This is a genomic window from Schaalia sp. Marseille-Q2122, from assembly GCF_903645355.1.
In the GTDB taxonomy this organism is placed as follows: Bacteria; Actinomycetota; Actinomycetes; order Actinomycetales; family Actinomycetaceae; genus Pauljensenia.
In genome coordinates, this window is sequence record NZ_CAHJXR010000001.1 from 145,923 (window position 1) to 170,013 (window position 24,091).

At 62.6% G+C, this 24,091-nt stretch carries 23 protein-coding genes; 20 read left to right on the forward strand and 3 right to left on the reverse strand.

Features of this window, described 5'->3' with window-relative positions; translation table 11 throughout:
- Window positions 1-201: 201 nt before the first annotated feature.
- The 13 genes from lepA to HWX48_RS00660 all read left to right on the forward strand — a co-directional run bounded on the left by lepA (window position 202) and on the right by HWX48_RS00660 (window position 14,837).
- On the forward strand, window positions 202-2,061 hold the full coding sequence (gene lepA, locus HWX48_RS00600; protein WP_175953617.1) for a translation elongation factor 4: 1,860 nt from the start codon (window positions 202-204) through the stop codon (window positions 2,059-2,061).
- Window positions 2,062-2,068: 7 nt separating this feature from the next.
- On the forward strand, window positions 2,069-2,992 hold the full coding sequence (gene trmB / locus HWX48_RS00605; RefSeq protein ID WP_175953619.1) for a tRNA (guanosine(46)-N7)-methyltransferase TrmB: 924 nt from the start codon (window positions 2,069-2,071) through the stop codon (window positions 2,990-2,992).
- Window positions 2,993-2,997: 5 nt separating this feature from the next.
- Window positions 2,998-4,317: a coproporphyrinogen-III oxidase family protein gene (locus HWX48_RS00610; protein WP_175953621.1), complete on the forward strand. Its 1,320-nt coding sequence runs from the start codon at window positions 2,998-3,000 to the stop codon at window positions 4,315-4,317.
- A gap of 162 nt (window positions 4,318-4,479) precedes the next feature.
- Window positions 4,480-4,911, forward strand: a complete 432-nt coding sequence (locus HWX48_RS00615; RefSeq protein ID WP_175953623.1) for a cupin domain-containing protein — start codon at window positions 4,480-4,482, stop codon at window positions 4,909-4,911.
- Window positions 4,912-5,226: 315 nt separating this feature from the next.
- Window positions 5,227-6,312 carry a LacI family DNA-binding transcriptional regulator gene (locus HWX48_RS00620; RefSeq protein WP_175953625.1) on the forward strand — a complete coding sequence of 362 codons (1,086 nt, stop codon included), beginning with the start codon at window positions 5,227-5,229 and terminating at the stop codon, window positions 6,310-6,312.
- A 37-nt stretch (window positions 6,313-6,349) separates the two neighbouring features.
- Window positions 6,350-7,651: an extracellular solute-binding protein gene (locus HWX48_RS00625; RefSeq protein WP_217701563.1), complete on the forward strand. Its 1,302-nt coding sequence runs from the start codon at window positions 6,350-6,352 to the stop codon at window positions 7,649-7,651.
- A gap of 93 nt (window positions 7,652-7,744) precedes the next feature.
- A complete protein-coding gene (locus HWX48_RS00630; protein ID WP_217701564.1) occupies window positions 7,745-8,650 on the forward strand; it encodes a carbohydrate ABC transporter permease in 906 nt (301 codons plus the stop codon).
- A gap of 2 nt (window positions 8,651-8,652) precedes the next feature.
- On the forward strand, window positions 8,653-9,579 hold the full coding sequence (locus HWX48_RS00635) for a carbohydrate ABC transporter permease (RefSeq protein ID WP_175953627.1): 927 nt from the start codon (window positions 8,653-8,655) through the stop codon (window positions 9,577-9,579).
- 30 nt (window positions 9,580-9,609) lie between these two features.
- Complete coding sequence (locus HWX48_RS00640) at window positions 9,610-10,569, forward strand: glycosyl hydrolase family 32 (protein ID WP_175953629.1); 960 nt, start codon at window positions 9,610-9,612, stop codon at window positions 10,567-10,569.
- Window positions 10,570-10,748: 179 nt separating this feature from the next.
- A complete protein-coding gene (locus tag HWX48_RS00645; RefSeq protein ID WP_175953631.1) occupies window positions 10,749-11,642 on the forward strand; it encodes a DUF3097 family protein in 894 nt (297 codons plus the stop codon).
- Between the two features lie 179 nt (window positions 11,643-11,821).
- The gene (hrcA, locus tag HWX48_RS00650) at window positions 11,822-12,838 is read left to right on the forward strand and encodes a heat-inducible transcriptional repressor HrcA (RefSeq protein WP_175953633.1); all 1,017 of its coding nucleotides are present in this window, start codon (window positions 11,822-11,824) and stop codon (window positions 12,836-12,838) included.
- Window positions 12,839-12,869: 31 nt separating this feature from the next.
- Window positions 12,870-13,982, forward strand: coding sequence for a molecular chaperone DnaJ (dnaJ, locus tag HWX48_RS00655; protein ID WP_175953634.1), 1,113 nt, complete (start codon window positions 12,870-12,872; stop codon window positions 13,980-13,982).
- 78 nt (window positions 13,983-14,060) lie between these two features.
- The gene (locus HWX48_RS00660) at window positions 14,061-14,837 is read left to right on the forward strand and encodes a 16S rRNA (uracil(1498)-N(3))-methyltransferase (RefSeq protein ID WP_175953636.1); all 777 of its coding nucleotides are present in this window, start codon (window positions 14,061-14,063) and stop codon (window positions 14,835-14,837) included.
- Between the two features lie 42 nt (window positions 14,838-14,879).
- Here HWX48_RS00660 and HWX48_RS00665 read toward each other — a convergent pair whose 3' ends face one another.
- Window positions 14,880-15,149, reverse strand: coding sequence for a hypothetical protein (locus tag HWX48_RS00665; protein ID WP_175953638.1), 270 nt, complete (start codon window positions 15,147-15,149; stop codon window positions 14,880-14,882).
- Between the two features lie 351 nt (window positions 15,150-15,500).
- Here HWX48_RS00665 and HWX48_RS00670 point away from each other — a divergent pair, with 351 nt between their 5' ends.
- The 7 genes from HWX48_RS00670 (at window position 15,501) to HWX48_RS00700 (ending at window position 23,378) form a co-directional block, all read left to right on the forward strand.
- The gene (locus tag HWX48_RS00670; protein WP_175953640.1) at window positions 15,501-16,874 is read left to right on the forward strand and encodes a UTP--glucose-1-phosphate uridylyltransferase; all 1,374 of its coding nucleotides are present in this window, start codon (window positions 15,501-15,503) and stop codon (window positions 16,872-16,874) included.
- 329 nt (window positions 16,875-17,203) lie between these two features.
- A complete protein-coding gene (locus HWX48_RS00675) occupies window positions 17,204-18,280 on the forward strand; it encodes a PhoH family protein (RefSeq protein WP_175953642.1) in 1,077 nt (358 codons plus the stop codon).
- A complete protein-coding gene (gene ybeY / locus HWX48_RS00680; protein ID WP_175953643.1) occupies window positions 18,280-18,729 on the forward strand; it encodes an rRNA maturation RNase YbeY in 450 nt (149 codons plus the stop codon). Before HWX48_RS00675 ends, ybeY begins: the two co-directional genes overlap by 1 nt.
- Window positions 18,730-18,799: 70 nt before the next feature.
- Window positions 18,800-20,143 carry a hemolysin family protein gene (locus HWX48_RS00685; protein ID WP_175953645.1) on the forward strand — a complete coding sequence of 448 codons (1,344 nt, stop codon included), beginning with the start codon at window positions 18,800-18,802 and terminating at the stop codon, window positions 20,141-20,143.
- Entirely contained in the window at window positions 20,127-21,377 is a 1,251-nt protein-coding gene (era, locus tag HWX48_RS00690) for a GTPase Era (protein WP_175953647.1), read from the forward strand. Before HWX48_RS00685 ends, era begins: the two co-directional genes overlap by 17 nt.
- An 80-nt stretch (window positions 21,378-21,457) precedes the next feature.
- Window positions 21,458-22,513, forward strand: a complete 1,056-nt coding sequence (locus HWX48_RS00695) for a permease (protein WP_217701565.1) — start codon at window positions 21,458-21,460, stop codon at window positions 22,511-22,513.
- Window positions 22,503-23,378, forward strand: a complete 876-nt coding sequence (locus tag HWX48_RS00700; protein ID WP_175953649.1) for a TIGR03943 family protein — start codon at window positions 22,503-22,505, stop codon at window positions 23,376-23,378. The genes HWX48_RS00695 and HWX48_RS00700 overlap by 11 nt, the downstream gene beginning before the upstream one ends.
- 105 nt (window positions 23,379-23,483) lie before the next feature.
- On the opposite strand, the gene HWX48_RS00705 is transcribed toward HWX48_RS00700, so the two are convergent.
- Both HWX48_RS00705 and HWX48_RS00710 read right to left on the reverse strand, forming a co-directional pair.
- Entirely contained in the window at window positions 23,484-23,765 is a 282-nt protein-coding gene (locus HWX48_RS00705) for an addiction module antidote protein (protein WP_175953651.1), read from the reverse strand.
- A 2-nt stretch (window positions 23,766-23,767) separates the two neighbouring features.
- Window positions 23,768-24,076, reverse strand: coding sequence for a type II toxin-antitoxin system RelE/ParE family toxin (locus tag HWX48_RS00710; protein WP_175953653.1), 309 nt, complete (start codon window positions 24,074-24,076; stop codon window positions 23,768-23,770).
- Between the last annotated feature and the right edge of the window lie 15 nt (window positions 24,077-24,091).

Sequence of the window (24,091 nt, forward strand, 5' to 3'; positions counted from 1 at the left end):
AAACCCGCAGTAATCAGAAGGGCGAGGCGCCCGTTCCTTTGAGCGCAGGCGGTAGTGCTCACTGAGGTGCGGCGAGCTCAGAGCGCTCCGACGGACGCCAAATGCAGCACGCTTCACATGTCCATGTCTAGCGCCAGGTGGAATCTGCGCGGCAAAAAATGGGACGATAAGGGGGTCCATACCATTTGACGGAGGAATTCCTTGTCCCCCATTCCTACGCCTGCTCAGCAGTCGGTAATCCGCCCCGCTGCAACCCCCCAGGAACTGATTCGTAACTTCTGCATCATCGCCCACATCGACCACGGCAAATCCACCCTGGCTGACCGCATGCTGCAGCTCACCGGCATTGTCGAATCTCGCGACATGCGCGACCAGTACCTGGATCGCATGGATATTGAACGCGAGCGCGGCATCACCATTAAGTCCCAGGCAGTGCGCATGCCCTGGGGCGTGGGGGACCAGGCCTACGCGCTCAATATGATCGACACCCCCGGCCACGTGGACTTCACCTACGAGGTCTCCCGCTCCCTGGCAGCCTGCGAGGGTGCGGTCCTGCTGGTGGACGCCGCCCAGGGTATCGAAGCTCAAACCCTGGCCAACCTCTACCTGGCTATGGAAAACGACCTGGCGATCATCCCGGTGCTTAACAAGATTGACCTGCCGGGTGCCCAGCCGGAAAAGTACGCTGCGGAGATTGCCTCGCTCATTGGTGTGGACGAGTCCGAGGTTCTGCGCGTTTCGGGGAAGACGGGCGAGGGCGTACCCGGCCTGCTCGACCGCATTGTCGAGGTCGTTCCCGCTCCTTCGGGCGACCCTGAGGCGGCCACTCGCGCCATGATTTTTGACTCCGTCTATGACACCTACCGTGGTGTGGTTACCTACGTGCGTGTGGTTGACGGCATGCTCTCGACCCGCGCCCGCATCAAGATGCTCTCCACCGGCGCCACCCACGAGCTGCTCGAGATCGGCGTGATCTCGCCCGAGCCGACGCCCTCGCAGGGTATTGGCGCTGGCGAGGTCGGCTACCTCATCACCGGCGTGAAGGACGTGCGCCAGTCCAAGGTGGGCGACACCGTCACCGCCGCCGTGCGCGGCGCCACCGAACCCCTAGCCGGTTACGAGGAACCCAAGCCCATGGTCTTCTCCGGTATCTACCCGGTGGACGGCTCGGACTTCCCGAACCTGCGCGACGCCCTCGAAAGACTCCAACTCAACGACGCAGCCCTGACCTACGAGCCTGAGTCCTCAGCGGCGCTGGGCTTTGGCTTCCGCTGCGGCTTCCTGGGCCTGCTGCACCTGGAGATCGTGCGCGAACGACTCGAACGCGAATTCAACCTCGACCTCATCGCCACCGCCCCGAACGTTATCTACAACGTCAAGAGCGAGGACGGCACCGTCACCCGCGTTGACAACCCCTCCGAATACCCCGAGGGCAAGATCGCCGAGGTGCGTGAGCCCATCGTCGACGCCACCGTCTTGACTCCCACGGAGTTTACGGGTGCGGTGATGGAACTGTGCCAGGAGCGCCGCGGCTCTCTGAAGGGCATGGACTACCTGTCTGAGGACCGCGTGGAGATCCACTACACGCTGCCCCTGGCAGAGATCGTCTTTGACTTCTTCGATCACCTCAAGTCCCGCACCCGCGGATATGCTTCGCTGGATTACCACGAGGCTGGAGAACAGACCGCTGACCTGGTCAAGGTCGACATCCTCCTCAACGGCGAGCGCGTTGACGCGTTCAGTGCGATCGTCCACAAGGATGCGGCATACGCCTACGGCCAGCGCATGACCAAGCGCCTGAAGGAACTCATCCCCAGGCAGCAATTTGAGATTCCCGTGCAGGCCGCAGTGGGCGCTCGCGTCATTGCCCGCGAGACCATTAAGGCTCTGCGTAAGGACATGCTGGCCAAGTGCTACGGTGGCGATATTTCACGTAAGCGCAAGCTGCTGGAAAAGCAGAAGGAAGGCAAGAAGCGAATGAAGTCCATTGGGCGCGTGGACGTGCCCCAAGAGGCTTTCATCGCGGCGTTGACCTCTGATGTGCCTACCGGAAAGAAGTAGGGACGCCATGACAGGTCAGCACAACGACCAGGATCGCGCGCAAGGACAGGTACAGACGCAGGAATCAACACTGGCGCCAGTAGCCGACGAGGGGGCGGAGCTTTCACCTCTGCATCATGTGGAGAGCATCCCCGAAGCAGGGAAGGATGGTGACGTGTTCTTCGCGCGCACGAAATCCTTTACCCGCCGCCAGCGCGCCATCCCGCAAAACCTTGAGCGGACCATGGAAAAGCACGCGGACAGCTACGTCGTGCCCGTGCGTCGTTCGGTGGGGTGGACGACAGTCGCTGCGGATTTCCGTATTGATCCGGTGGAGTTGTTCGGCCGCGAAGCACCCCTGACCATTGAGATTGGTCCGGGGACGGGCGAGCAGGTGGTGGCCGCCGCCAAGCGCTGGCCCGAGCGAGATTTCCTCGCTTTCGAGGTCTACCAGCCGGGCATCGCCAAGCTCGTCTCGCGCGCGGTGGCTGAGGGCGTGACGAATGTGCGCGTTGTCGAGGCCGACGCCCAGCAGGCCTTGCCGATTGTGCTGCCGGATGCCTGCGTGGATGAGGTGTGGACCTTCTTCCCTGACCCGTGGCGTAAGGCCCGCCATCGGAAGCGTCGCCTGGTGAGTGAGGATTTCGCTCTGGAGGTTTCCCGTCTGCTGGTGGATGGGGGAGTGTGGCGCGTTGCGACGGATTGGGATGATTACGCCTGGCAGATGCGTGACGTCATTGAGGCCTGCCCTTTGCTGGAGAATCCTCACGAGGGTGAGCGTCCTGATCCCAATGACCCTGAGGGGGAGCGCGGTGGTTTCGCCCCGCGTTTTGAGGGGCGCATCGTCACCCACTTTGAGACGCGCGGGCATGACGCTGGGCGCGTGGCGCACGATGTGGTGGGCGTTCGCCTGCCGCGCGGCGAGGCTCAGCCCTCAGACGTGAGCGAGTAAGGGGCGTGCCTCCGAGCCTGCCTGAGGGCATTGCCTGGCCCGAGGATGGGCGCCTCGATCCGCAGTATGTCGAGGCTGACGCCGGGCGTCCTTTCAGCGTCTACCTGCACGTTCCCTTCTGTACGGTGCGTTGTGGGTATTGCGACTTCAATACCTACACGACGGGCTTTGGGCCGGGAGCGGACCGCGCAAGCTATGCGGACACGGCGTTGGCGGAGATGCGTCTGGCTGCGAGCATTCTGGATGACGCTGGGGTGGGCGGGCGGCCAGCCTCGACAGTCTTTTTTGGTGGTGGTACCCCGACGCTACTGCCCGCCGCCGACCTTGCGCGCCTCCTTGAGGGCGTGCGCGCGCATTTTGGCTTGGCCGAGGGCGCTGAGGTGACGAGTGAAGCCAACCCTGAAACCGTCACGCCCGAATATCTGCAGACCCTGGCGGAATCGGGCTTTACGCGCGTGTCCATTGGGATGCAGTCTGCTGTCCCTCATGTGCTGGCAACCCTGGATCGCACGCACACCCCTGAGCGCGTGCCTCAGGTCGTGGCCTGGGCGAAGGACGCGGGCCTGGATATCTCCGTTGACCTCATTTATGGCACTCCGGGGGAGAGTCTGGAGGATTGGCGGAACTCTTTGGAAGCGGCCATCGCCATGGCGCCCGACCACATTAGCGCCTACGCCCTCGTTGTTGAGGAGGGGACGAAGATGGGCGCGCAGGTGGCGCGCGGTGAACTGCCCACCCCTGACCCTGACGATGAGGCCGATAAGTACGAGTTGGCTGATGAGCTGCTGGGGGCGGCGGGCTATCGCTGGTATGAGATTTCGAATTTTGCGCGCGTTGAGGCCGAAGAGCGTGGCTCTGGCGAGGCCGTCGCGCCCGTTGGGCTTGGCGCGTCTGGCGAGGCTGGTGCCCGTGGGGAGGGCGTGCGACCAACGCAGCTGCGCCACGCCTCGCAGCACAACTTGGCCTATTGGCGTGACTGGGATTGGTGGGGGATTGGCCCTGGAGCGCACTCGCATGTGGGGGCGCTGCGTTGGTGGAATGTTAAGCATCCTCGTGCCTACGCTGGACGTTTGGGCGCTGGGCACTCTCCGGCTGCAGCCGGAGAAGTACTGGATGCGCAAACGCGTGAACTGGAGCGCGTCATGCTGGCCGTGCGCACGGCTGAGGGGATCGCTATCGACGCCACCGTTGCGAGTGAAACCATTGCTGGACTTATTGCTGATGGGTTAATTGACGGAGCAGCAGCAGTACGCGGCCGGGCAGTGTTAACCCTACGAGGTCGGCTTTTAGTCGATTACGTCACACACCGACTGATGGGGAACTAGGTGCGAAGGGCGCACTGCTCATGTGGCTGCGCTAAAGAAAGGCATAGAGGGTCTAAAGGGTGCACAGTGACCTTTGCACACGTGGGTTCCTTTCTGTCGCAAAAACAGGGTTCTGGGCCTACGCTTGTATGCGTATAAGTCATTGAGAATGAAGGAGAAATCATGACTGATCTGACTGACCACGGCCCCAAGCCTTACGTCGTTGACATTGAGAAGGTAACCCTGGAAAACACTAACTACCGCACGACCATCTGGACGGGCACGAACCTGCAGCTCACCGTCATGTCGATCCTGCCCGGCCATGATATTGGCTTGGAGGTCCACGAGGATCACGACCAGTTCCTTCGCGTTGAAGAAGGCAAGGGTCGCGTGCAGATGGGTCCTGCTGAGGATCAGTTGACCTTCGATGTCGTTGCTGAAGATGACGATGCGATCTTCATTCCCGCCGGCTCTTGGCACAACGTAACCAACGTGGGCGATGAGCCCCTCAAGGTCTACTCCATCTACTCTCCCCCCGAGCACGAGCACGGTACCGTGCATGTGACCTACGAAGAGGCCATGGAGGCTGAGGCCGAACACCACGGTCATCACTGAGCATTGAACTAGTTCTGCAGGAAGGACGCTCCCAACTTCCATCACAGTGACGTATTCGCGCGTAGCTGTGAAACGGAGGTTTGGGGGCGTTCTTTTTGTACGTCGCAGCACACGCGAATAGACCCCCTACTGCCAGAAAAAATCGAGGAAACCGTATCCAAAACGTGACCTATTTGGCTTGCGTGTGCTTTTCCTCTGGGTGACACTAGAAACACCCCGCTGATAAAACGTTTTACCTCGCGTGATTGAGCCGAAAAGGTCAGACAAATTCAGAGAGGGGAACACTCATCACGAGGACGTGAAAGGAGAGGACCAATGGGCGCACGCGTCACAATCGCTGATGTTGCCGCGCGAGCTGGCGTGTCCATCTCCACAGTGTCTCTGGTCCTCAACAACAAGCCCACCCGAATCTCTGAAGAAACACGGGAACGGGTACGCCAAGCGGCCCAAGACATTGGATACAGCCCCAATAAGGTTGCCCAGGGTCTTCGCCGCCGCCTCACTCACACCCTCGGCCTGATCTCTGACTCCATCGCCACGACCCCCTACGCCGGACAGATGCTTGCAGGAGCACAAGATGTCGCCCGCGAAAACGGCTATATGCTCTTTCTTGTTGACACCGGCGCAGACCCTGAGATGGAAGAGGATGCCATCGCACAGATGCGCGCCCAACAGGTCGATGCCCTGATCTTTGCCGCCATGTGGCACCGCGAAGTCAGCCCGCCCTCCAACCTTCCGAAAAAAGCCGTCTACCTCGACTGCTTCTCCCACGAGGCGCCCCGCCCCAGCGTTATCCCCGATGAAGTGGCAGGGGGCCGTGCTGCCGTCCAGCACCTTGTCGACGCCGGACACACCCGCATTGCTTACGTAGACGTTGACGAGGGCGTTCCCCCCGTTGCCTCCGAACTCCGCCACCGCGGATACCTCGCCGTCCACGAAGAACACGATCTTCCCGTCGACCCTGCCCTGCACGTCAAAGGCGCCAGCACCCACGATGGAGGACGGCAGGCCGCAGAACAACTCCTGGCGCTCCCAGCCTCCCAGCGCCCCACCGCAATCTTCTGCTTCAACGACCGCATGGCCGCAGGCCTCTACACCGCCTTGCGTTGTCACGGCCTCAACGTCCCCACGGACATGTCCGTAGTGGGATACGACGACCAGCAACTCGTCGCAGCCGAACTCTACCCACCCCTGACAACCGTAGCGCTCCCGCACTACGAGATGGGGAAATGGGCCGCACAGGTGGCGCTGGGAATCCGCGCACACGCGGCCAGCGACGCACCGTACCTCATGCCGTGCCCGCTGATTACGCGGGAATCGGTAGCCTCGCCGCCAGTAGGAGCGCCAACTCACCCCGGCGGCGAGGCATCAAAGAAACACAAAGGAGATCATTCCTTCTGAACAACGGCCAGCCTCCACTGACCGGAAAGGAACAACCATGAACCCCAGGTTCCTCAAAACCATGGTAGTCGTCTCCGCACTATCCATGATCACCCTGTCCGCCTGCGCCCGCGCCGGAGAATCCGGCAGCAGCGCAGCCTCTGGAGCCACCGAAGGCGCACAAACCATCCAGATGTGGACCCACTCGGCTGGCAATCCTGCTGAAATCGAGGTCTACGACACCATTATCGCTGACTTCAACGCCTCCCAAGACAAGTACGTCGTCGTCCGCGAAGACTTCCCCCAAGCCTCCTACAACGACTCCATCCAGGGCGCAGCCACATCGGGCACCATGCCCTGCCTACTCGACATGGACGGCCCCATTGTCCCCAACTGGGCGTGGTCGGGCTACATCCAACCCATCGGACTGCCCACCTCCGTTACCGACCGCCTACTCCCCACAGCAATCAGCGAATACAAGGGTGAAATCTACGCGGCCGGATACTGGGATGCAGCCCTGGCCATCCTGGCCCGCAAGTCCGTCCTCGAAAAGAACAATATCCGCATCCCCAGCATCGATCAGCCCTGGACCCTGGACGAATTCAACGCCGCCCTTGACACCCTCCAGAAGGCCGGATACGAAACCCCGCTGGATATCGGCGCTGAAGACACCGGTGAATGGTGGGCCTACGCCTACTCACCCATGCTGCAAAGCGCGGGCGGTGACCTCATTAACCGCGACACCATGACCAGCGCTAAGGGTGCCCTCAACGGCCCCGAAGCCGTCAAGTTCTTCACCTGGTTCCAAGAGGCCTTCAAGAAGGGCTGGGCCTCCAACTCCGGTGCTGTCGGCAACGAAGAATTCAACGCCGACAAGGTGGCCCTTGCCTACACCGGCGGCTGGAACGCACAAGCTGCCCTCGAAGCCGTCGGCGATGACCTGCTGATCCTGCCCCCGCCGGACTTCGGCAAGGGTCCCAAGATCGGCGGCGCCTCCTGGCAGTGGGGCATCTCCGCCAACTGCGACAATGTCGAGGGCGCCCGCGCCTACCTGGAGTTCAGCTTCCAAGACAAGTACATCACCGAGTTCGCCGACAAGCAGATCGTCATCCCCGCAACGGCAGAAGCAGCGGCAGCCTCGAAGTACTTCGCCGAAGGCGCCCCCTTCACCCCCTTCGTCGAAAACTCCAAGAACTTCGCCCTTTTACGGCCCCAAACCCCCGCCTACGCGGTGATCTCCTCCGTCTTTGAAAAGGCCGCCAAGGACATCATGAACGGTGCCGACATCCAAACAACCCTGGATGCTGCGGTTGCCGACATTGACGCCAATATCGCTTCCAACGACAACTACGGCTTCTGATACGAGACACGGCCAGCCCGCGCCAAGCGCTTCGTCCCCGCGCGCCGCACGCGCGCGGGCTGGTCACCTCGTAGCGCCTGAACGGAGTTAGCAATGTCGCTCAAACGCTCCGGGCAGCAAAAAAGCCACCGCCGCGAAGCCCTCGTGGGCGCGACGATGGCCAGCCCTGCCCTGATTCTGCTCATCCTTTTCATGCTGATCCCCGTGATCTTGGCATTCGCACTATCCTTCACCAACGCCCGCCTGATCTCCCCCCAACCCCCGCGCTTCGTGGGACTGGACAACTTCATCCGCGCCTTCACCTCCGACCCGGTATTCCTCAAGTCCCTGGTCAACACCTTCATCTTCGCCGCGGTCATCGTGCCCGTGCAGGCAGGATTCGGGTTATTCCTGGCCATCATGGTCAACCAAAAACTCCGAGGCATCACCTGGTTCAGGGTCATCTTCTTTATCCCCGTGGTGACCTCCATCGTCGTCGTGTCGATCCTGTGGAAATTCCTCTACCGCCAAGAGGGCCTCATTAATTCCATGCTCGACACCTTGACCTTCGGCTACTGGAACGGCCCAAACTGGCTCAATGACCCCTCCACGGCCCTGCCCGCCATTATCTTCATGTCCATCTGGCAAGCCGTTGGCTTCCACATGCTCATCTGGCTCTCGGGCCTGCAAACCATCCCCGAAGAACTCTACGAAGCAGCCAAGATGGACGGGGCGACCACCTGGCAACAATTCGTCAACGTCACCTGGCCGGGCCTGAAAACCACCCGCGTCTTCGTGCTCATCCAGATTACGATTGCCGCCCTTGGCCTCTTCGTCCAGCCTGACGTCATGACCCAGGGCGGGCCAGTCAACGCCACCAGCACCCTGGTCTACCACGCCGTCCGCAAGGGCTACCGCGAGCTCGAAACCGGCTACGGCGCCACGATCTCACTCATCTTCTTCATCCTGGTGCTCATCATCGCCCTGATCCAGCACTACCTCACTCGGGAAAAGGACTGACCATGAGCACACTCACCTCTGCGCGCGTCACCGCTCCCACCCGCGACTCCGAACGTGCGGCCCGCCGAAGCAAACGCGTCTTTTCCTACCTGGTCCTTGTTGGCCTCGCCGTATTCTTCCTCTTCCCCCTGATCTTCATGTTCGTCTCCAGCCTGAAGGCCGACACACAGATCGTGTCCGACATGGACTCCCTGCGCGCCTTCTTGCCGGTGGGAGAGATCTCCCTAGACAACTACTACGGGGTCTTCAACCGCGTGCCCGTCGCCCAGTTCCTCATCAACTCCCTGCTGGTGACGATCCTGACGGTGGTGCTGGGCCTGTTTATCAACTCCATGTGCGCTTTTGCCCTGTCGCGCATGGAATGGAAAGGCAAAGGCATGGCCTTCGCCTTCATCATTGCCACCCTCATCGTGCCCTTCGAGACGATCGCCGTGCCCATGGTCTACTGGGTGTCGCGCCTGCCGATCCTCGTGTGGGAGGACGGCATGGTGAAGTACGACTTCGGGTGGATGAACACCTACGGCGTGCAGATTATTCCCTTCATTGCTAACGCCTTCTCCATCTTCCTATTCGCCCAGTACTTCAAGACCATCCCCACCTCGCTTGACGAGGCCGCCCGCATTGACGGGGCAGGATGGTTCACCATCTACCGGCGCATCATCATGCCCCTGTCTGGCCCGGCCTTTGCCACGGTGGCAATCTTGACCTTCCTGCCGGCGTGGAATCAGTACCTGTGGCCGTTGATGGTCGTCCAGCAAGAAAAACTGCGCCCCGTCATGGTCGGTATGCAGTACTTCTTCCAACTCGACACCGCCTGGGGTGAGGTCATGGCGTACACCTCCCTCATTACCTTGCCGGTGCTCATCGTCTTTATGAGCTTCCAGCGCGCCTTCATTCAGTCCGTTGCCGCCTCCGGCGTCAAGGGCTGAATCCGAATCCTCCTGTGAAGAAAGATCATCATGTTTGCTCTTAAAGACTCGTGGGTGTGGGATTTTTGGGTCGCCCACGACGGCGACACCTTCCACCTGTTCTTCCTCTACGCCTCTAAGGCGCTACACGACCCTGAGAGGCGCCACTACCGCGCCTCGATTGGGCACGCTACCTCCACCGACCTTGTCCATTGGACGCGTATCGAGGATGCCCTCGTGCGCTCCGACGCCCCCGCTTTTGATGACCTGGCCACTTGGACAGGGTCCGTGGTGCAGGGCGAGGACGGCCGCTGGAACCTCTTCTACACGGGCGCGACGCTTGACCCCGATGGGAAGAATATCCAGCGGATCGGTCGGGCGGTCTCTGACGACCTCGTGACCTTCACGCGGGTGTCGAATAATCCACTGCTGGCGGCCGACCCGACCCTGCACGAAACCTTAGATGCTGGCCTGTGGCATGACGAGGCCTGCCGCGACCCCTGGGTCTACCGCGACCCGGATGGCAACGGCTGGCACATGCTCGTCACCCTGCGCGCACCCGAGGGTGAAGCCTTCCGGCGGGCCGTCGTTGGCCACGCATGGTCGGCCGACTTGGAAAACTGGGAGTGGCGCGAGTCCTTGTCATCACCGATCTCGGATTTTGGCCAGCTGGAAGTCATCCAGGTTGCCGAGGTTGAAGGCCGCCCGGTGGGAATCTTCTGCTGCCTTGCCGCTGAGATGATTCCCGAACGGCGAGGCGACACCACGGGCGGAGTGTGGGCGATGCCCGCCGACTCCATGGTCGGCCCCTTCCACCCGGAGGACGCCTACCAGCTCACCGATCGGAGCCACTATGCGGGCCGCCTCGTGCAGGACGCTGCCGGGCAGTGGAACCTCATGGCCTTCCTCCACGACGGGCCCGATGGGGAATTCGTCGGGCAGATCTGCGACCCCATGCCCGTGGCATGGGTGGGGGACAAGCTGACGGTGGTAGGCGGATCCCAGCAGTAGCGCTGAGTCTGGCCTGCGCGCAGTGGGGCCGGTACACAGCGTGGTCACCGCCTGGGGCGGCCTGCAGCTAGGCGGGAGCGTGACCCCAGGCGCATCAGCGCCTATCAGAGCTGAGCAAGGGGGTGGTTTGTGGCGCGCCTCAGCGTCACAAACCACCCCACATCTATTAGGGTGAGCCCGTGCACGACCGCTATGGAACCAACATCTTTGCCCACGATCCCCACCGCGACGGACCGAACGCGCGGCGGCCTCGTTCAACGCCAATGCCCGTCGAATACGGGATGGTCCTCGAGGACGTCGCCTCGGGCTGGGTGGGCGCCGTGGTGCGCGTCGAAAAGTCTGGCGGCGTGCACCTGGTTGAACTCGAAGATCGGCGCGGACGGCGCCGCTCCTTCCCGCTTGGCCCAGGCTTTTGGTGGGAAGGCAAGCCGATCGAGGCACTACCGCCGGTCGCTCCCGTGCGTGCGCCCGCCCCCGCTTTGACCACGCCCGGCGGGCGAGCGGTGACAAACTCGGGCTCCATCGCCGGGCCGAAAGGACCTGCTAAGGTCGCGCGTGCCAGCCGCATTTGGGTGGAGGGCCGCCACGACGCTGAACTGGTTCAGCATGTCTGGGGCGATGACCTTGCCGAGGTTGGTGTGGTCGTGCAGCTCCTGGAGGGCGTGGATAACCTCGAGGCGATCCTGGAGGTGTTCGCCCCCTCTGACACGGTGCGCGCGGGGATCCTGCTTGACCACATGGTGCCAGGCTCGAAAGAATCTCGCATCGCGCAGGCCATCGAGGAGCGTTGGGGTGAGGGCGTGCTGATCCTTGGCCACCCCTTCGTCGACATCTGGCAGGCCATCAAACCTGAACGCCTGGGTCTGCGGGCGTGGCCCAATGTGCCTAAGGGCGTGGATATTAAGCATGGAACCCTGGAGGCTTTAGGGTGGCCGCACGCCACACAGGCCGACATCGCCATGGGCTGGAAGAGGATCTTGTCCACGGTGCGCAACTACAAGGATCTGGAGCCTGATCTGCTGGGTCGCGTGGAAGCCCTCATTGATTTCGTGACGGAGCCGGGTACGCGCTGAGCCTGGCCACGCTGAGCTTGCCCGCGCGCGAGGGCACACGGTTTTCGCGTGCCTTCCTCACACTTTGGGCCATGTCATTCGCCCTCAAAAGGAGTAAGATTGGCACTCAAGGATTGCGAGTGCCAGGCCGAGATGTGTCGGCCGCGCACTCACGCAGGCGGCCACTGAGGGGAGGATGAATGTCAAAGGACCGTAAACTCGACGTCCTGCGCGCCATCGTCTCTGAATACGTGCGCACCCGCGAACCTGTCGGATCTAAAGCCATCGCCGCAGGCCACGACCTGGGCGTCTCCTCAGCAACCATCCGCAACGACATGGCACTGCTCGAAGACGCTGGCCTCATCTACCAGCCCCACACCTCCGCCGGCCGCGTCCCCACCGACAAGGGCTACCGCCTCTTCGTCGACCAACTCTCCACCCTCAAACCCATGTCCGTGCCCGAAGTCCGCGCCGTTGAGGCCTTCCTCGCCCAAAGCGTCGACCTCGACGACATCGTGCAGGGCACCGTCCGACTCCTCGCCCAGGTAACCCACCAGGTCGCCGTCGTCCAATACCCCACGACGATCTCCACCCGACTACGCCGCGTTGACCTCGTCGACCTCACGCCCCACCGCGTCCTCGTCGTCGTCATCACCGACGCCGGCGAGGTTGACGAACGTACCATCGAGGTCGCCGCAGGCGTCGAGGACCAGACCGTCGCCGCCCTCAACCTGCGCCTCAACACCGACTACCGAGGCTTCACCCCCGAGCAGATCCGCGCCACCGCACACGAGGTCATCGCCGCCCACGACCCGGCAGACCACGGTTTCGTCACCGAAGTGCTCGGCGCCGTCCTCGAACTCCTCTCCCCGCAGGTTGAATCCAAGCTCGCCGTTGCAGGCCTGTCCAACCTGGCCCGCTCAGGCGTTGACTTCCGCGACCTCGTGCCCGTCCTTGACGCCCTCGAAGAACAGGTCGTCCTCCTGCGCCTCTTCGCTGAGAACGCAGCAGCCGAAAAGGACCTCCACGTCACCATCGGCGCGGAAAACCCGCACGACGCGCTGGCGGAAACCTCGGTGATCACCGGCAGCTACACTCCCGGCGACGGGCCCATCGCCCACCTGGGCGTGGTGGGGCCCACCCGCATGGACTATCCGCGCACCATGTCGACAGTCCGCGCTGTCGCCGCCTACCTTTCACACTATTTGAACCGCTAACTCTCAACCGTATCTAAGGATCGACACCACCTTGAAGGACTACTACGACATTCTGGGCGTCTCACGCGAGGCCACCCCGGAAGAAATCAAGAAGGCCTACCGCAAGAAGGCCCGCCAGCTGCACCCCGACTACGCTGGCCCCGAATCCGAAGAAGCCTTCAAGGACCTCTCCCTGGCCTACGAGACCCTCTCCGACCCCGAAAAGCGCCAGCTCTACGACATTGGCGGCCCCGAGGCCGCACGCAATGGCGGCATGGGCGGAGGCGACCCCTTCGGTGCCTTCGGCGACATTTTCTCCATGTTCACCGGCGGTTTCGGAGCCTCCGGCCCCACACCTCGCGCCCGTCGCGGCCAAGACCAGCTGCTCGGCGTGGAGATCACCCTGGAGGAAGCCACCTTCGGCACCCACAAGGACATCAACGTCAACACCTGGGTGCGCTGTGAAACCTGCGACGGGTCGGCCTGCCAGCCTGGCTCCCACCCTGTCACCTGCTCCGCCTGTGGCGGTAAGGGCTCGGTCAGCCGCATCCAGCGCTCCATTTTGGGCGATATTCGCACGCAGATGCCCTGCGCCACCTGTGAAGGGCACGGCACCACCATTCCCAACCCCTGCCAGGAATGCTCCGGCCAGGGCCGCGTGCGTAGCCGCCGCTCCGTCACCGTCAATATTCCCGCTGGCGTTGAGCACGGTACGCGGATCCGCCTGTCCGGACAGGGCGAGGTTGGTCCCTCGGGCGGTCCTGCCGGCGACCTCTATCTGGAGGTTCGGGAGAAGAAGCACGCGATCTTCACCCGCCGGGGCGATGATCTGCACACCTGGATCACGATTCCGATGACCACTGCCGCGCTGGGCACCGACTTTGACTTGCAAACCTTTGATGGTTCTGAGCGCGTCACCCTTAAGCCCGGCACCCAGCCCAATGATCAGGTGACCTTGAAGGGGCTGGGCGTTGGGCACCTTAACCGTTCTGGGCGGGGCGACCTCTACGTTCACATTAACGTCGAGATCCCGACCAAGCTGGATGCTCGATCCGTGGACCTGCTCAAGGAACTGGCTGATATTCGTGGGGACGTGCGTATCGAGCCAACCCGCAATGAGCAGACCATGTTTGAACGCCTGAGGGATAAGTTCACCGGGCAGTGAGTGTGTTGCAAGGCTGAGCGAATGCCTCGCCTGTCGCTCAGCTGATCTGCCCCGCGCCACCCCGCGAAAGGAGCCCCTATGACCCTCCCGGTTTTCTTGGGACACGAGGCTACGCCCGCTCTCGACACTTTGCGTGTGGGAGACTCCGTGGAGCTCGGCGGGGATGAGGGCCGCCACGCTGCGAAGGTTCGCCGCATGCAGGTGGGGGAGCGTCTTGACCTCGTCAATGGGCGGGGGCTGCGCGTGCGCGGCGTCGTCGACACGCTTGGCGGGGCGGCGCTGACCCTGCGCGTTGAGGCTGTCACCAGCGAGGTTCCGCCCGCCCCGACCCTGATCCTTGTTCAAGCCCTGGCGAAGGGCGGGCGTGATGAGCAGGCCGTGGAGAGCGCCACGGAGATCGGCGTTGACCGGGTGCTGCCCTGGCAGGCGAATCGCTCGATCGTGAAGTGGGTGGGCTCGAAGGCTGAACGTGCCCGCGCCAAGTGGGTGGCGTTGACGGAGGCCGCCGCAAAGCAGTCACGTCGTGCGTGGGTGCCCGTTGTTGAGTCCGCCGCTGATTCGAAGGCGCTGGCGCGCTGGGTGGAGCAGCTTGTGGCAGGTGGGGGCGTGTGCTTCGTCTGCCACGAAGAAGGCAGCGACACGTTGACCGACTATCTGCGCGACAATGCCCAGGTGGGGGAGGCGACCTCGATCGCCGTCGTCATCGGCCCCGAAGGGGGGATTGACGAGGGCGAACTCGCCGCCCTGCGTGAGGCGGGAGCCGCCGTTGTGCTGCTCGGCCCGCACGTCCTGCGATCCTCCAGCGCAGGGGCCGCTGCCTTGACTCTGGTCAGCGCCGCGACCGGGCGGTGGTGAAGGCGGGCGCTTAAGCGGTGAAGCTGGGCGCTTAGGCAGCGATTAAGCCTGGGGATCTTCCGGCGAGGCCACAGCGTCGCTACCTTCGGCGAATTCGCTGCCCTCGGCTGCTTCCTTGGCCGCGATCTTCTTCTTTTCCAGGTGGTAGTCGAAGGCGAAGAGGCCAAAGAAACCCGCAGCAATGAGGAGCAGCAAAGCCCCCGGTGTTGTGAGCCCTCCCTTCATGACACTGGAAACGCCGGAGAACACGAAGTACACACCTGCCATCAGCATGATGACCTGCATGAAACGGAAGGGGCTTTGGGGATTCACGGGGCCTCCTGGCGAGTACAAGTGACGATAAGGGTGGCGTCACGTCTGACACCATTATCCCTGACAAGCGCAGCTGCCCGTCAGTCAGGCTCAAATGCTGTGGAATAAGGCACGCTGGCGCTTTCGCGGGTGAGCCTGCGTGTGAGCCAGTAGGCCTAATGACCTGGAAACAGCGCAGGAATTCACCCGCAGCGAAGCGCAGATGGTTACACCTTGCCGAGGGCCGCAATTTTTGTGCGCTGCATCTCCTAAAATATGCTGTGATCACACGCCAGACACTGCGCGATTACAGCGCAGACTCGTTGAACGCAGACTCATTGAACGCAGACTCATTGAAGAGGGGAAACAACCATGTCTCAGCAAGGTCTTGATGCCGCACGACTGAAGATGCAGCAAGCAGGGGTCGACGCATCAGCCATTGAGGTGTTTTCCCACTATTACACGCTTCTCGAATCCGGAGAAACCGGCCTCATCCGCGAAGACTCCATCACCCCACTGCTCGACGTCCCCATGCTCGACGCCGTCGAAATCAGCGAAGAACAAGCCAAAGAAGCCATCGGCGCCACCGTCATTATCAAGCTCAATGGCGGCCTGGGAACCTCCATGGGCCTCGACAAGGCCAAAAACCTCCTCGAAGTCCGTGATGGCCTGAACTTCCTTGACCTCATTGTGCGCCAGGTCCGCGCAGCCCGACGCGACTACGGCGCGCGCCTTCCCCTCGTGTTCATGAACTCCTTCCGCACCGAGGCCGACACCCTCGAACACCTCGCCCGCTACGACGACCTCGTTGTTGATGACCTGCCGCTGTCCTTCCTGCAAAACCAGGAACCCAAGCTCCGCGCCGACGACCTCACCCCCGTCGAATGGCCCGCCGACCCGACCCTCGAATGGTGCCCTCCCGGCCACGGTGACCTCTACACCGCGCTCTACGGCTCGGGCCTGCTGCAAAAGCTCCTCGACGCGGGCTTCCGCTACGCGTGCATCTCCAACGGCGACAACCTCGGCGCAGCACCCAACGCCCGACTGGCCGGCTGGTTCGCCGCCTCGGGGGCCCCCTACGCCGCGGAACTGTGCCGACGCACCATCAACGACCGTAAGGGTGGGCACCTCGCCATCCGAACACACGATGGCCAGCTCATTTTGCGCGACACTGCGCAGACCGCCCCCGAAGAGATGGACTTCTTCACCGACGAACACCGCCACCCCTACTTCCACACGAACAACCTGTGGTTCGACCTGCGCCGCCTCATGGACACCCTCGTCGAACGCAACGCGGTACTCGGCCTGCCCATGATCCGCAATGAAAAGACCGTCGATCCCGCCGACTCGACCTCCACCCCCGTCATCCAAGTCGAATCAGCGATGGGCGCAGCCATCGAGGTGTTCCCCGGCGCGACCGCCATTTGCGTGGGCCGCGAACGCTTCCAGCCCGTCAAGACCACCAACGAGCTCCTCCTGCTGCGCTCCGACGTCTACACTCTTGATGACGACGGCCACCTCATCGCGCAAACCACCACCCCTGAAGTGAGCCTCGATAAGCACTACAAGACCATCCAGGACTTCGAGGCGCGCATCCCCGCCGTACCCTCCCTGAAGGACGCCACCGCCCTGCGCGTGAAGGGCGACTGGACCTTCGGGCAGAACGTGCGCGTCGTTGGCGAAGCCACCCTGAATGACGAGGGCGGCGCGCAGGTCGTGCCCGACGGAACCGTGCTCGGCCAGTGAGGTTCACTGAGCGCCGTGCCTAACACGCGGCGCTGCCCTGAACTGAGCTGAAGATAGTGCCCTATCAATGAGGAGAACTCCCGGCGCTCACTCGGTGCGAAATCGCAGGCGAGTGAGGCCGGGAGTTCTTGCACCCACGAGGCAGAGCGGGCGAAAGCCTCGGCGGACAGACGAGCACGCAGGAAGGTTACGAACACACACACAAACCGCGCCAGAATATGGCACCGGCAGGGGAATGCGACTACGCTCAGACCTAGCTGTGACCAGAAATCTGAACACTAAAACCAACCGCACGAACCTGCAGCACGAAGGAACCTGATCCCTGGCCTATGAGTGAGCCAATCGCCCCGGTGGTAACAACCAGCCGCCGCATCTCCATCCCCAATACCCTCGAGCCCCTCGCGGTGCTGGGCACCGCCGATCAAGTGCTGCGTGCGATTGAGCGAGGCTTCCCCAGCCTGCGCTTCATCGTCATGGGACGCGACATCACGATCAGCGGCCCCAACACCGACATTGACATGGCCATCGGGCTCATTGAAGAGCTCATCGACCTTGCCCTCAAGGGCACCCACCTGGACGCCGCCGCCGTCGATCACGCGGTATCCCTACTGACCTCGGCCGCCCTCGCCGGGCGCGCACCCGACGAAATCCTCACCTCGCGAGGAAAAGCCATCCGCCCCAAATCCCCCGGACAGCAAGCCTACGTGGAGGCCATTAACCGCGTTCCCGTGGTCTTTGGTATCGGCCCCGCCGGTACGGGCAAGACCTACCTGGCCATGGCCCAGGCCGTTTCGCGTCTTCTCTCAGGCCAAGTACGCCGCATTGTCCTGACCCGTCCGGCCGTCGAGGCCGGGGAAAACCTGGGCTTCCTGCCGGGCTCACTCACCGACAAGATTGACCCCTACCTGCGTCCCCTCTACGACGCCCTGGGCGACATGCTCGACCCTGAGGTCCTGCCCAAGCTCATGGCCGCAGGCACCATTGAGGTCGCCCCCTTGGCCTACATGCGAGGCCGCACCCTCAACGACTCCTTCATCATCCTTGACGAGGCCCAGAACACCACCGTCTCTCAGATGAAGATGTTCCTCACCCGCCTCGGCTTCAACTCCCAGGTGGTCATCACGGGTGATACCTCGCAAATCGACCTTCCGGGCAACCAACGCTCGGGCCTGGCTGTCGTCCAAGAGATCCTGCGCGGCATTGACGACATTGAATTCTGCTACCTGACCAGCGCTGACGTGGTGCGTCACAAGCTCGTGGCCGAGATTATCGACGCCTACTCGCGCTGGGATGAAAAGCAAGCCCGCTACCAGGAGCGCCCCCGCAGTTCCGACCGCGACACCAGCCGGACGGGCAGGCCTCGTCCCCACTACCGCAACCCTGGCGCTTCGAGGAGGAGCCGCTGATGACCGAGGTAATCAACGAAACCGAATACGCCATTGACGAGGCAGAATTCGTCGCCCTGGCCGACTTCGTCCTCACCCAAATGCACGTGTCCACCGCGGCCGAGCTCAATATCCTCTTCATTGAGCCCGCCCCCATGGAAGACCTGCACATCCGCTGGCTCGACCTGCCCGGCCCCACCGACGTCATGAGCTTCCCCATGGACGAGCTGCGCCCCGGCACCGCCGACCACCCCACGCCCGAGGGAACCCTGGGGGATATTTGCATCTGCCCGCAGGTCGCCGAGCAGCAGGCGCGCGAAGCTGGGCACTCCCTGGCTGAAGAGATGCTCATGCTCGCCACCCACGGCATGTTGCACCTGCTGGGCTATGACCATGCGGAGGAAGCGGAGAAGGAAGAAATGTTCTCCCTGCAGCGCAAACTCCTCCTCACCTTCCTCGCCACCCGCTGAGCTTGCCGCCCACCGACTGAATTACCGCCTGAATTGGCCACCCCTTAAAGGAGGCGACCCCACCACCGTCATGACTGACACCCTCATCACCGGCACGCCCGTCGTTGGCCTCGTCATCGTTGCCGCCATCGCCCTGCTCATGGCCGGCGCAGTTTCCGCCGTCGAAGTGGCACTGAGCTACCTTTCGCGTGCCACAGCCCAGGACATGGTTGACGAGGGCGCCCGCCGCGCCGACCTCATCCACGAGCTCATTACCGAACGCAGCCGCACCCTGTTGGTGTTGCGAGGAGCGCGCACAGCCTGGCAGGTAATCGCAGCAGTGTCAGTCACCATCGCATTGGCCGGCCTCCCACTGCCGTGGTGGGCGGTAGGCCTGATCGCTATTTTCACCGTCGGCACTTTGCAATTCCTGACCGTGTCGCTGGTGGCCGTGCGCGTGGGCCGCCGCAAACCCGAACAAGTCGCCCAGTGGGGTGCGGCAATGACCATGCGCGCGGTGAAGATCTCGCGCCTCTTTGACCCTGCCGTTGATAGCGTGCGTGAAAAGCTGCCACAAAGCGCGCAAACCGAGGCCGAAGCGCGCGCTGAGGTCGCTGAAGACCTCCGTGAAATGGTCGACCAGGTGGGTGAAACCGAGGGGCTGGAGGACGAGGACCGCGAGATGCTCCTGTCCGTCTTTGAACTGGGACACACGCTAGTCCGTGAAATCATGGTGCCCCGCACGGATATGGTGACGATCGAGGCAGAAATGAACGCTCGCGAAGCCCTGCGCGTCTTTGTGCGTTCAGGCTTTTCGCGCGTGCCGGTCATTGGAGAATCGGCTGACGACGTGCGCGGCATCCTGTACTTCAAGGACGTCGTCCACCGCCTGGAAACCTACGGGGTGGACACGGATCTGACGGCCGAGCAGATGATGCGCCCCGCCGAGTACACCATTGAGATGAAGGCCGCTGATGACCTTTTACGCATCATGCAAGCCGAACACTTCCATATGGCCCTCGTGGTCGACGAATACGGTGGCATCTCGGGCCTGGTGACAATGGAAGACCTCATTGAAGAACTCGTGGGTGAAGTGACCGACGAGCACGACCGTAATGTCATCGAACCCGAGGAGTTGGCCGAGGGTGTGTGGCGGGTACCCTCGCGTTTCTCTATTGACGACCTGGGCGACCTGCTGGGCATGGAACTTGAAGATGACGATGTGGACTCTGTGGGTGGCCTGCTGGCGAAGGCGATCGGGCAGGTTCCCCTGCCTGGTGCTGAGGGTGAGCTGCTGGGCGTCCATATGATGGCGGAGGAGGCGCGCGGACGCCGCCGACAAGTCGGTACCATTGTGTGTTCACGAATTGACGAGGGCGGAGCCGAAGGCGCGCCGGACCAGGAGCAGGAGACGGGCGATGCACTTTCCAAGTGATGACGAACTGATGGCGGGCCCCAACGCCCTCGACGACTTTGACTTTGACGCGCTGGAAGAGGACGCCCAAGCGCGCCTTTCCGGCGAGGAGGGCGAAGGCGACGACCTCGCCAATCTAGACGCCGACGAAGCCCTCGACGCTGCACTTGATGAGGAACTGGGCGAGGAACTGGGCGAGGACTTTGACGAGGACGCCCTCGCCTCTCAAACCGAGGCTGACCTCGCCGAACTGCGCGCCCTACGAGCCGAAGCCGCAGAATACGCCGAGGCGAAGGCCAGCGGTCACGACGACACTAACGCTGGCGCTGGCCAGGTCATACCTGAATTCCCCGAGGACTTCCGCGCGGGCTTCGTTTCCATCGTGGGCCGCCCCAACGTCGGCAAGTCCACGCTCACCAACGCCCTGGTGGGGCAGAAGGTGGCGATCACCTCGGGCCGACCCGAAACGACCCGCCACAATATTCGCGGCATCGTCCACCGCCCCAACGCCCAGGTTGTCCTCGTCGACACCCCCGGCTACCACCGCCCCCGCACCCTGCTGGGCAAGCGCCTCAACGACATGGTGCGCGAAGCCCTGGCCGAGGTCGACTGCGTGGTGTTCTGCCTGCCCGCCGACCAAAAGATCGGCCCCGGTGACCGCTTCATTGCCCGCGAACTACGCGACGTGCGCCGCCCGATTATTGCCGTGGCCACCAAATGCGACCTCGTCTCACGTGAGCGCCTCATGCGCCACCTCATTGACATTGACAAGCTGGGGGAGTGGGCGGCGATCGTGCCCGTCTCAGCCGTGGCAGGCGAGCGCATCGACATGCTCACCGACGTGCTCATCGACCACCTGCCGCCCTCACCGCCCCTCTACCCCTCCGATGACGTCACCGACGAATCACGCGACACCCTCATCGCCGAGTTCATTCGCGAGGCCGCCCTGGAAGGCGTGCGTGACGAGCTGCCCCACTCCCTGGCCGTCCAGGTTGAAGAGATTATTGAGCGTGAGGCTCGCCCCGGCCAAAAGGGCAAGCCCCTGCTGGATGTACACGTCAATGTCTACGTTGAGCGCGACTCTCAAAAGGCCATCATTATTGGTAAGCGTGGCTCCCGTCTGAAGGAAATCGGGACGAAGGCCCGCGCAGAGATTGAGCAGCTGCTGGGGCGCAGGATCTTCCTGGACCTGCATGTGCGTACCGCGAAAGACTGGCAGTCTGACCCCAAGATGCTGGGACGCCTGGGCTTTTAAGCGCTGGCCCTGCACGCACGTTGCCCCAGTCCCAGCCTTTTGACGGTCCTGATTTCACAGTGAATGGCGGAGTTCCCACCATGATGACTGCACATACGCCTGTTCCCGGTTCTGCCCCTGGGGGCACACCCACCGACCGTGGGCTGCTGAGCCGTGCCCGCCTGCCCTACCTTGGGCTGGCCCTAGGTATTGTTCTGGCACTGCTTTCCCTGCGGGCCATGACAAGCGGAATTGCTTCCCCATCCTGGCAGGCCCTGCGAGACGCCGTTACACTGTCCTCCTCGGTGCTGCTCGAGTCCTTCCCCTTCGTGGTGGTGGGTATTGCCATCTCCGTGCTGGTGCGCGTGTGGGTGTCCTCAGCGCTTTTTGATCGCCTGATCCCCAGCAATCGCGCACTGCGCCGCATCGTCATGTCCCTGGTTGGCACCTTCCTTCCCGTGTGTGAGTGCGGGAACGTGCCCCTGGCTCGCGGCTTCCTCTCACGCGGCATGTCCGTCGGCGACGTCGTGGCCTTCACCCTCGCGGCCCCGCTGCTCAACCCCGTCACCATCATCACCACCTACCAGGCCTTCGGCACCCAAAACGGCATCCTGTGGGGGCGCGTACTCGGAGGATTCATCATCGCTCAGATTGCCGCGATCCTGGTGACCTGGCGGATTCGTCCAGAGGCCCTGCTGGCCCCGCGTTTCGCCCAAGCCTGCCAGACGCAGGGTGCCGAAAATGCTGACGGGGACCGTATTGGGAGGTCTCTTGCGATCTTTGCTCGCGAGAGTGCCACACTGCTGCCCGCCCTCGTCCTGGGGTCCATGCTGGCTGGACTCATCCAGGTGGGAGTGCGCCGCGATGTCCTCACCGCCCTCGGACACGACCCCGTGCTCTCGGTACTGGCCATCCTGGCGCTGGCGTTCATCGTGTCGATCTGCTCCAGCGTGGACGCCTTCTTCGCCTTGGCCTTGGCATCGGTGTTCCTGCCCGGTGCGCTCACAGCCTTCCTGGTCTTTGGCGCGATGGTCGACATTAAGATGATTGCCCTGCTGCGCACCACCCTGAGTGGGCGCGCGGTGGCGCGGATCGTTGCCGTAGTGACGCTGTGCTGCGTGATTCTGGGACTGGGGGTGAACTACCTTGCAGCCTAAGAAGGACGAGAGTGCTGCTTTGGGTGCTGGCGCGGGTGCTGAGGGTGCGCCGGAATGCTGTAGCGAAACTGATGCGCGTCCCTCCCTGTGGGAGCGCGTCAACCAGTGGAGAGGTGTCGCCCTGTCGATGATTCTTGCCGTGGCCACGATCTGGCTGGCATGGGCCGAGATGCTGACCTTCTTCATCCACCCGCGCTACGTGTTCTTCACCGTCGAAATGGCCCTGCTTGCGCTCCTGGCCTCCGTGTGGGCCATTTGGCGAGGCCAGTGCGTGGAAGAAGGAGAGGTCGGTCACGACCATGCGCATGAGGAAGCACGGCGGGAACCTCGTCAATTGCCGACGTGGCTGGCGGGGGCCGCGAGCCTAGCCGTCGTCGTGGCGGTGACGGGCATGGTCCTTGTCGCCCCTCCCGCGCCCCTGAGCGCCACCCTGGCCTCTGAGCGCGCGCTCGCGGGCGGGGGAGTGGGGGAGCGCTCCACCGGCAAGGCTGTCATCACCACCTTGGCGCAACTGCCCGACGAGGCAACCGTGGGCGACTGGGCGCAGCTGCTGGCCAACGCCCCTGCGGAGGAAGTGCTCGGCCAAAAGCCCGCTTTGGAGGGCTTCATCATTGCCCCAGAAGAGATTGCCGAGCACGGCTACTACCTGGTGCGCTTCCAGATCGCCTGCTGCGCCGTGGACGCTTTGCCGGTGGGCATACCCGTTGTGGACCCGGCATGGCGTGACAAGTACGGCGAAGGCCAATGGCTGCGGGTTTCAGGCGAGTTCACGCCAAACCCCGGCATGCCCTTCCCCGAAGAGGCTGTACTGACTTCCAGCAATGTGGAAACAATCGACGAGCCCGAGCAGCCGTACTTGTTCTAGGCGGCATTGCGTTCGTTTTGGTCGCACCTGGTGGTAAAAAGGACCCGAAAAAGCCCTGATTTTTACCACCAGGTGCGATCAAACTGCGCGTGCAGGCCAGAGGGATCAGGAAGCGGCGCGCGCTTCCAGTCTCAGCCCGAGGGCGGAGATGACCTTGCTGAGTGTTTGCCATGACGGATTACCGTCGGCACTGAGCGACTTGTACAGCGATTCACGTCCCACTCCGGCTTCGCGGGCGATCGAGGTCATCCCCCGAGCTTTGGCAATGTCGCCGAGGGCGACTTGTAAAAGAGCCGGATCTTCGGCTTCGAGAGCAGCATTGAGGTAGGCAATGATGTCTTCTTCGCTTTCGAGGTATTCGCTTGCGTCCCACGGTGTAATAGTCATTGTTACCACCTTTCATTCTTCAGCTGTTTGGCAAGTTTCTGTGCTCGTCTAATGTCGCTGTCTTGACTGCCCTTATCTCCTCCGATAAGGAGGAGGACTATCTGCTGTTCCCTTGTCATGTAATACAGGCGATAACCTGGTCCGGTATGAATCCGGAACTCGAAGACACCGTCGCTAAGGGGCTTAATGTCGCCGATTATCTGTCCCTCAAGGCGCCAACGTTGGAGGGCGATATTGATGCGCGCCTTGCCCTTCGGATCCCTTAAGCGGCGAAACCAGCGTTTATAGACCTCAGTCTGAAGTATCTCCACACCCTAAGTGTATCC

What these genes read in the sequence shown, in the direction of transcription:
- trmB (WP_175953619.1), top strand. Translation starts at nt 2,069, where the DNA reads ATGACAGGTCAGCACAACGACCAGGATCGCGCGCAAGGACAGGTACAG.
- HWX48_RS00615 (WP_175953623.1), top strand. Translation starts at nt 4,480, where the DNA reads ATGACTGATCTGACTGACCACGGCCCCAAGCCTTACGTCGTTGACATT.
- HWX48_RS00620 (WP_175953625.1), top strand. Translation starts at nt 5,227, where the DNA reads ATGGGCGCACGCGTCACAATCGCTGATGTTGCCGCGCGAGCTGGCGTG.
- HWX48_RS00625 (WP_217701563.1), top strand. Translation starts at nt 6,350, where the DNA reads ATGAACCCCAGGTTCCTCAAAACCATGGTAGTCGTCTCCGCACTATCC.
- HWX48_RS00630 (WP_217701564.1), top strand. Translation starts at nt 7,745, where the DNA reads ATGTCGCTCAAACGCTCCGGGCAGCAAAAAAGCCACCGCCGCGAAGCC.
- HWX48_RS00635 (WP_175953627.1), top strand. Translation starts at nt 8,653, where the DNA reads ATGAGCACACTCACCTCTGCGCGCGTCACCGCTCCCACCCGCGACTCC.
- HWX48_RS00640 (WP_175953629.1), top strand. Translation starts at nt 9,610, where the DNA reads ATGTTTGCTCTTAAAGACTCGTGGGTGTGGGATTTTTGGGTCGCCCAC.
- hrcA (WP_175953633.1), top strand. Translation starts at nt 11,822, where the DNA reads ATGTCAAAGGACCGTAAACTCGACGTCCTGCGCGCCATCGTCTCTGAA.
- HWX48_RS00660 (WP_175953636.1), top strand. Translation starts at nt 14,061, where the DNA reads ATGACCCTCCCGGTTTTCTTGGGACACGAGGCTACGCCCGCTCTCGAC.
- HWX48_RS00670 (WP_175953640.1), top strand. Translation starts at nt 15,501, where the DNA reads ATGTCTCAGCAAGGTCTTGATGCCGCACGACTGAAGATGCAGCAAGCA.
- HWX48_RS00675 (WP_175953642.1), top strand. Translation starts at nt 17,204, where the DNA reads ATGAGTGAGCCAATCGCCCCGGTGGTAACAACCAGCCGCCGCATCTCC.
- ybeY (WP_175953643.1), top strand. Translation starts at nt 18,280, where the DNA reads ATGACCGAGGTAATCAACGAAACCGAATACGCCATTGACGAGGCAGAA.
- HWX48_RS00685 (WP_175953645.1), top strand. Translation starts at nt 18,800, where the DNA reads ATGACTGACACCCTCATCACCGGCACGCCCGTCGTTGGCCTCGTCATC.
- era (WP_175953647.1), top strand. Translation starts at nt 20,127, where the DNA reads ATGCACTTTCCAAGTGATGACGAACTGATGGCGGGCCCCAACGCCCTC.
- HWX48_RS00695 (WP_217701565.1), top strand. Translation starts at nt 21,458, where the DNA reads ATGATGACTGCACATACGCCTGTTCCCGGTTCTGCCCCTGGGGGCACA.
- HWX48_RS00705 (WP_175953651.1), bottom strand. Translation starts at nt 23,765, where the DNA reads ATGACTATTACACCGTGGGACGCAAGCGAATACCTCGAAAGCGAAGAA.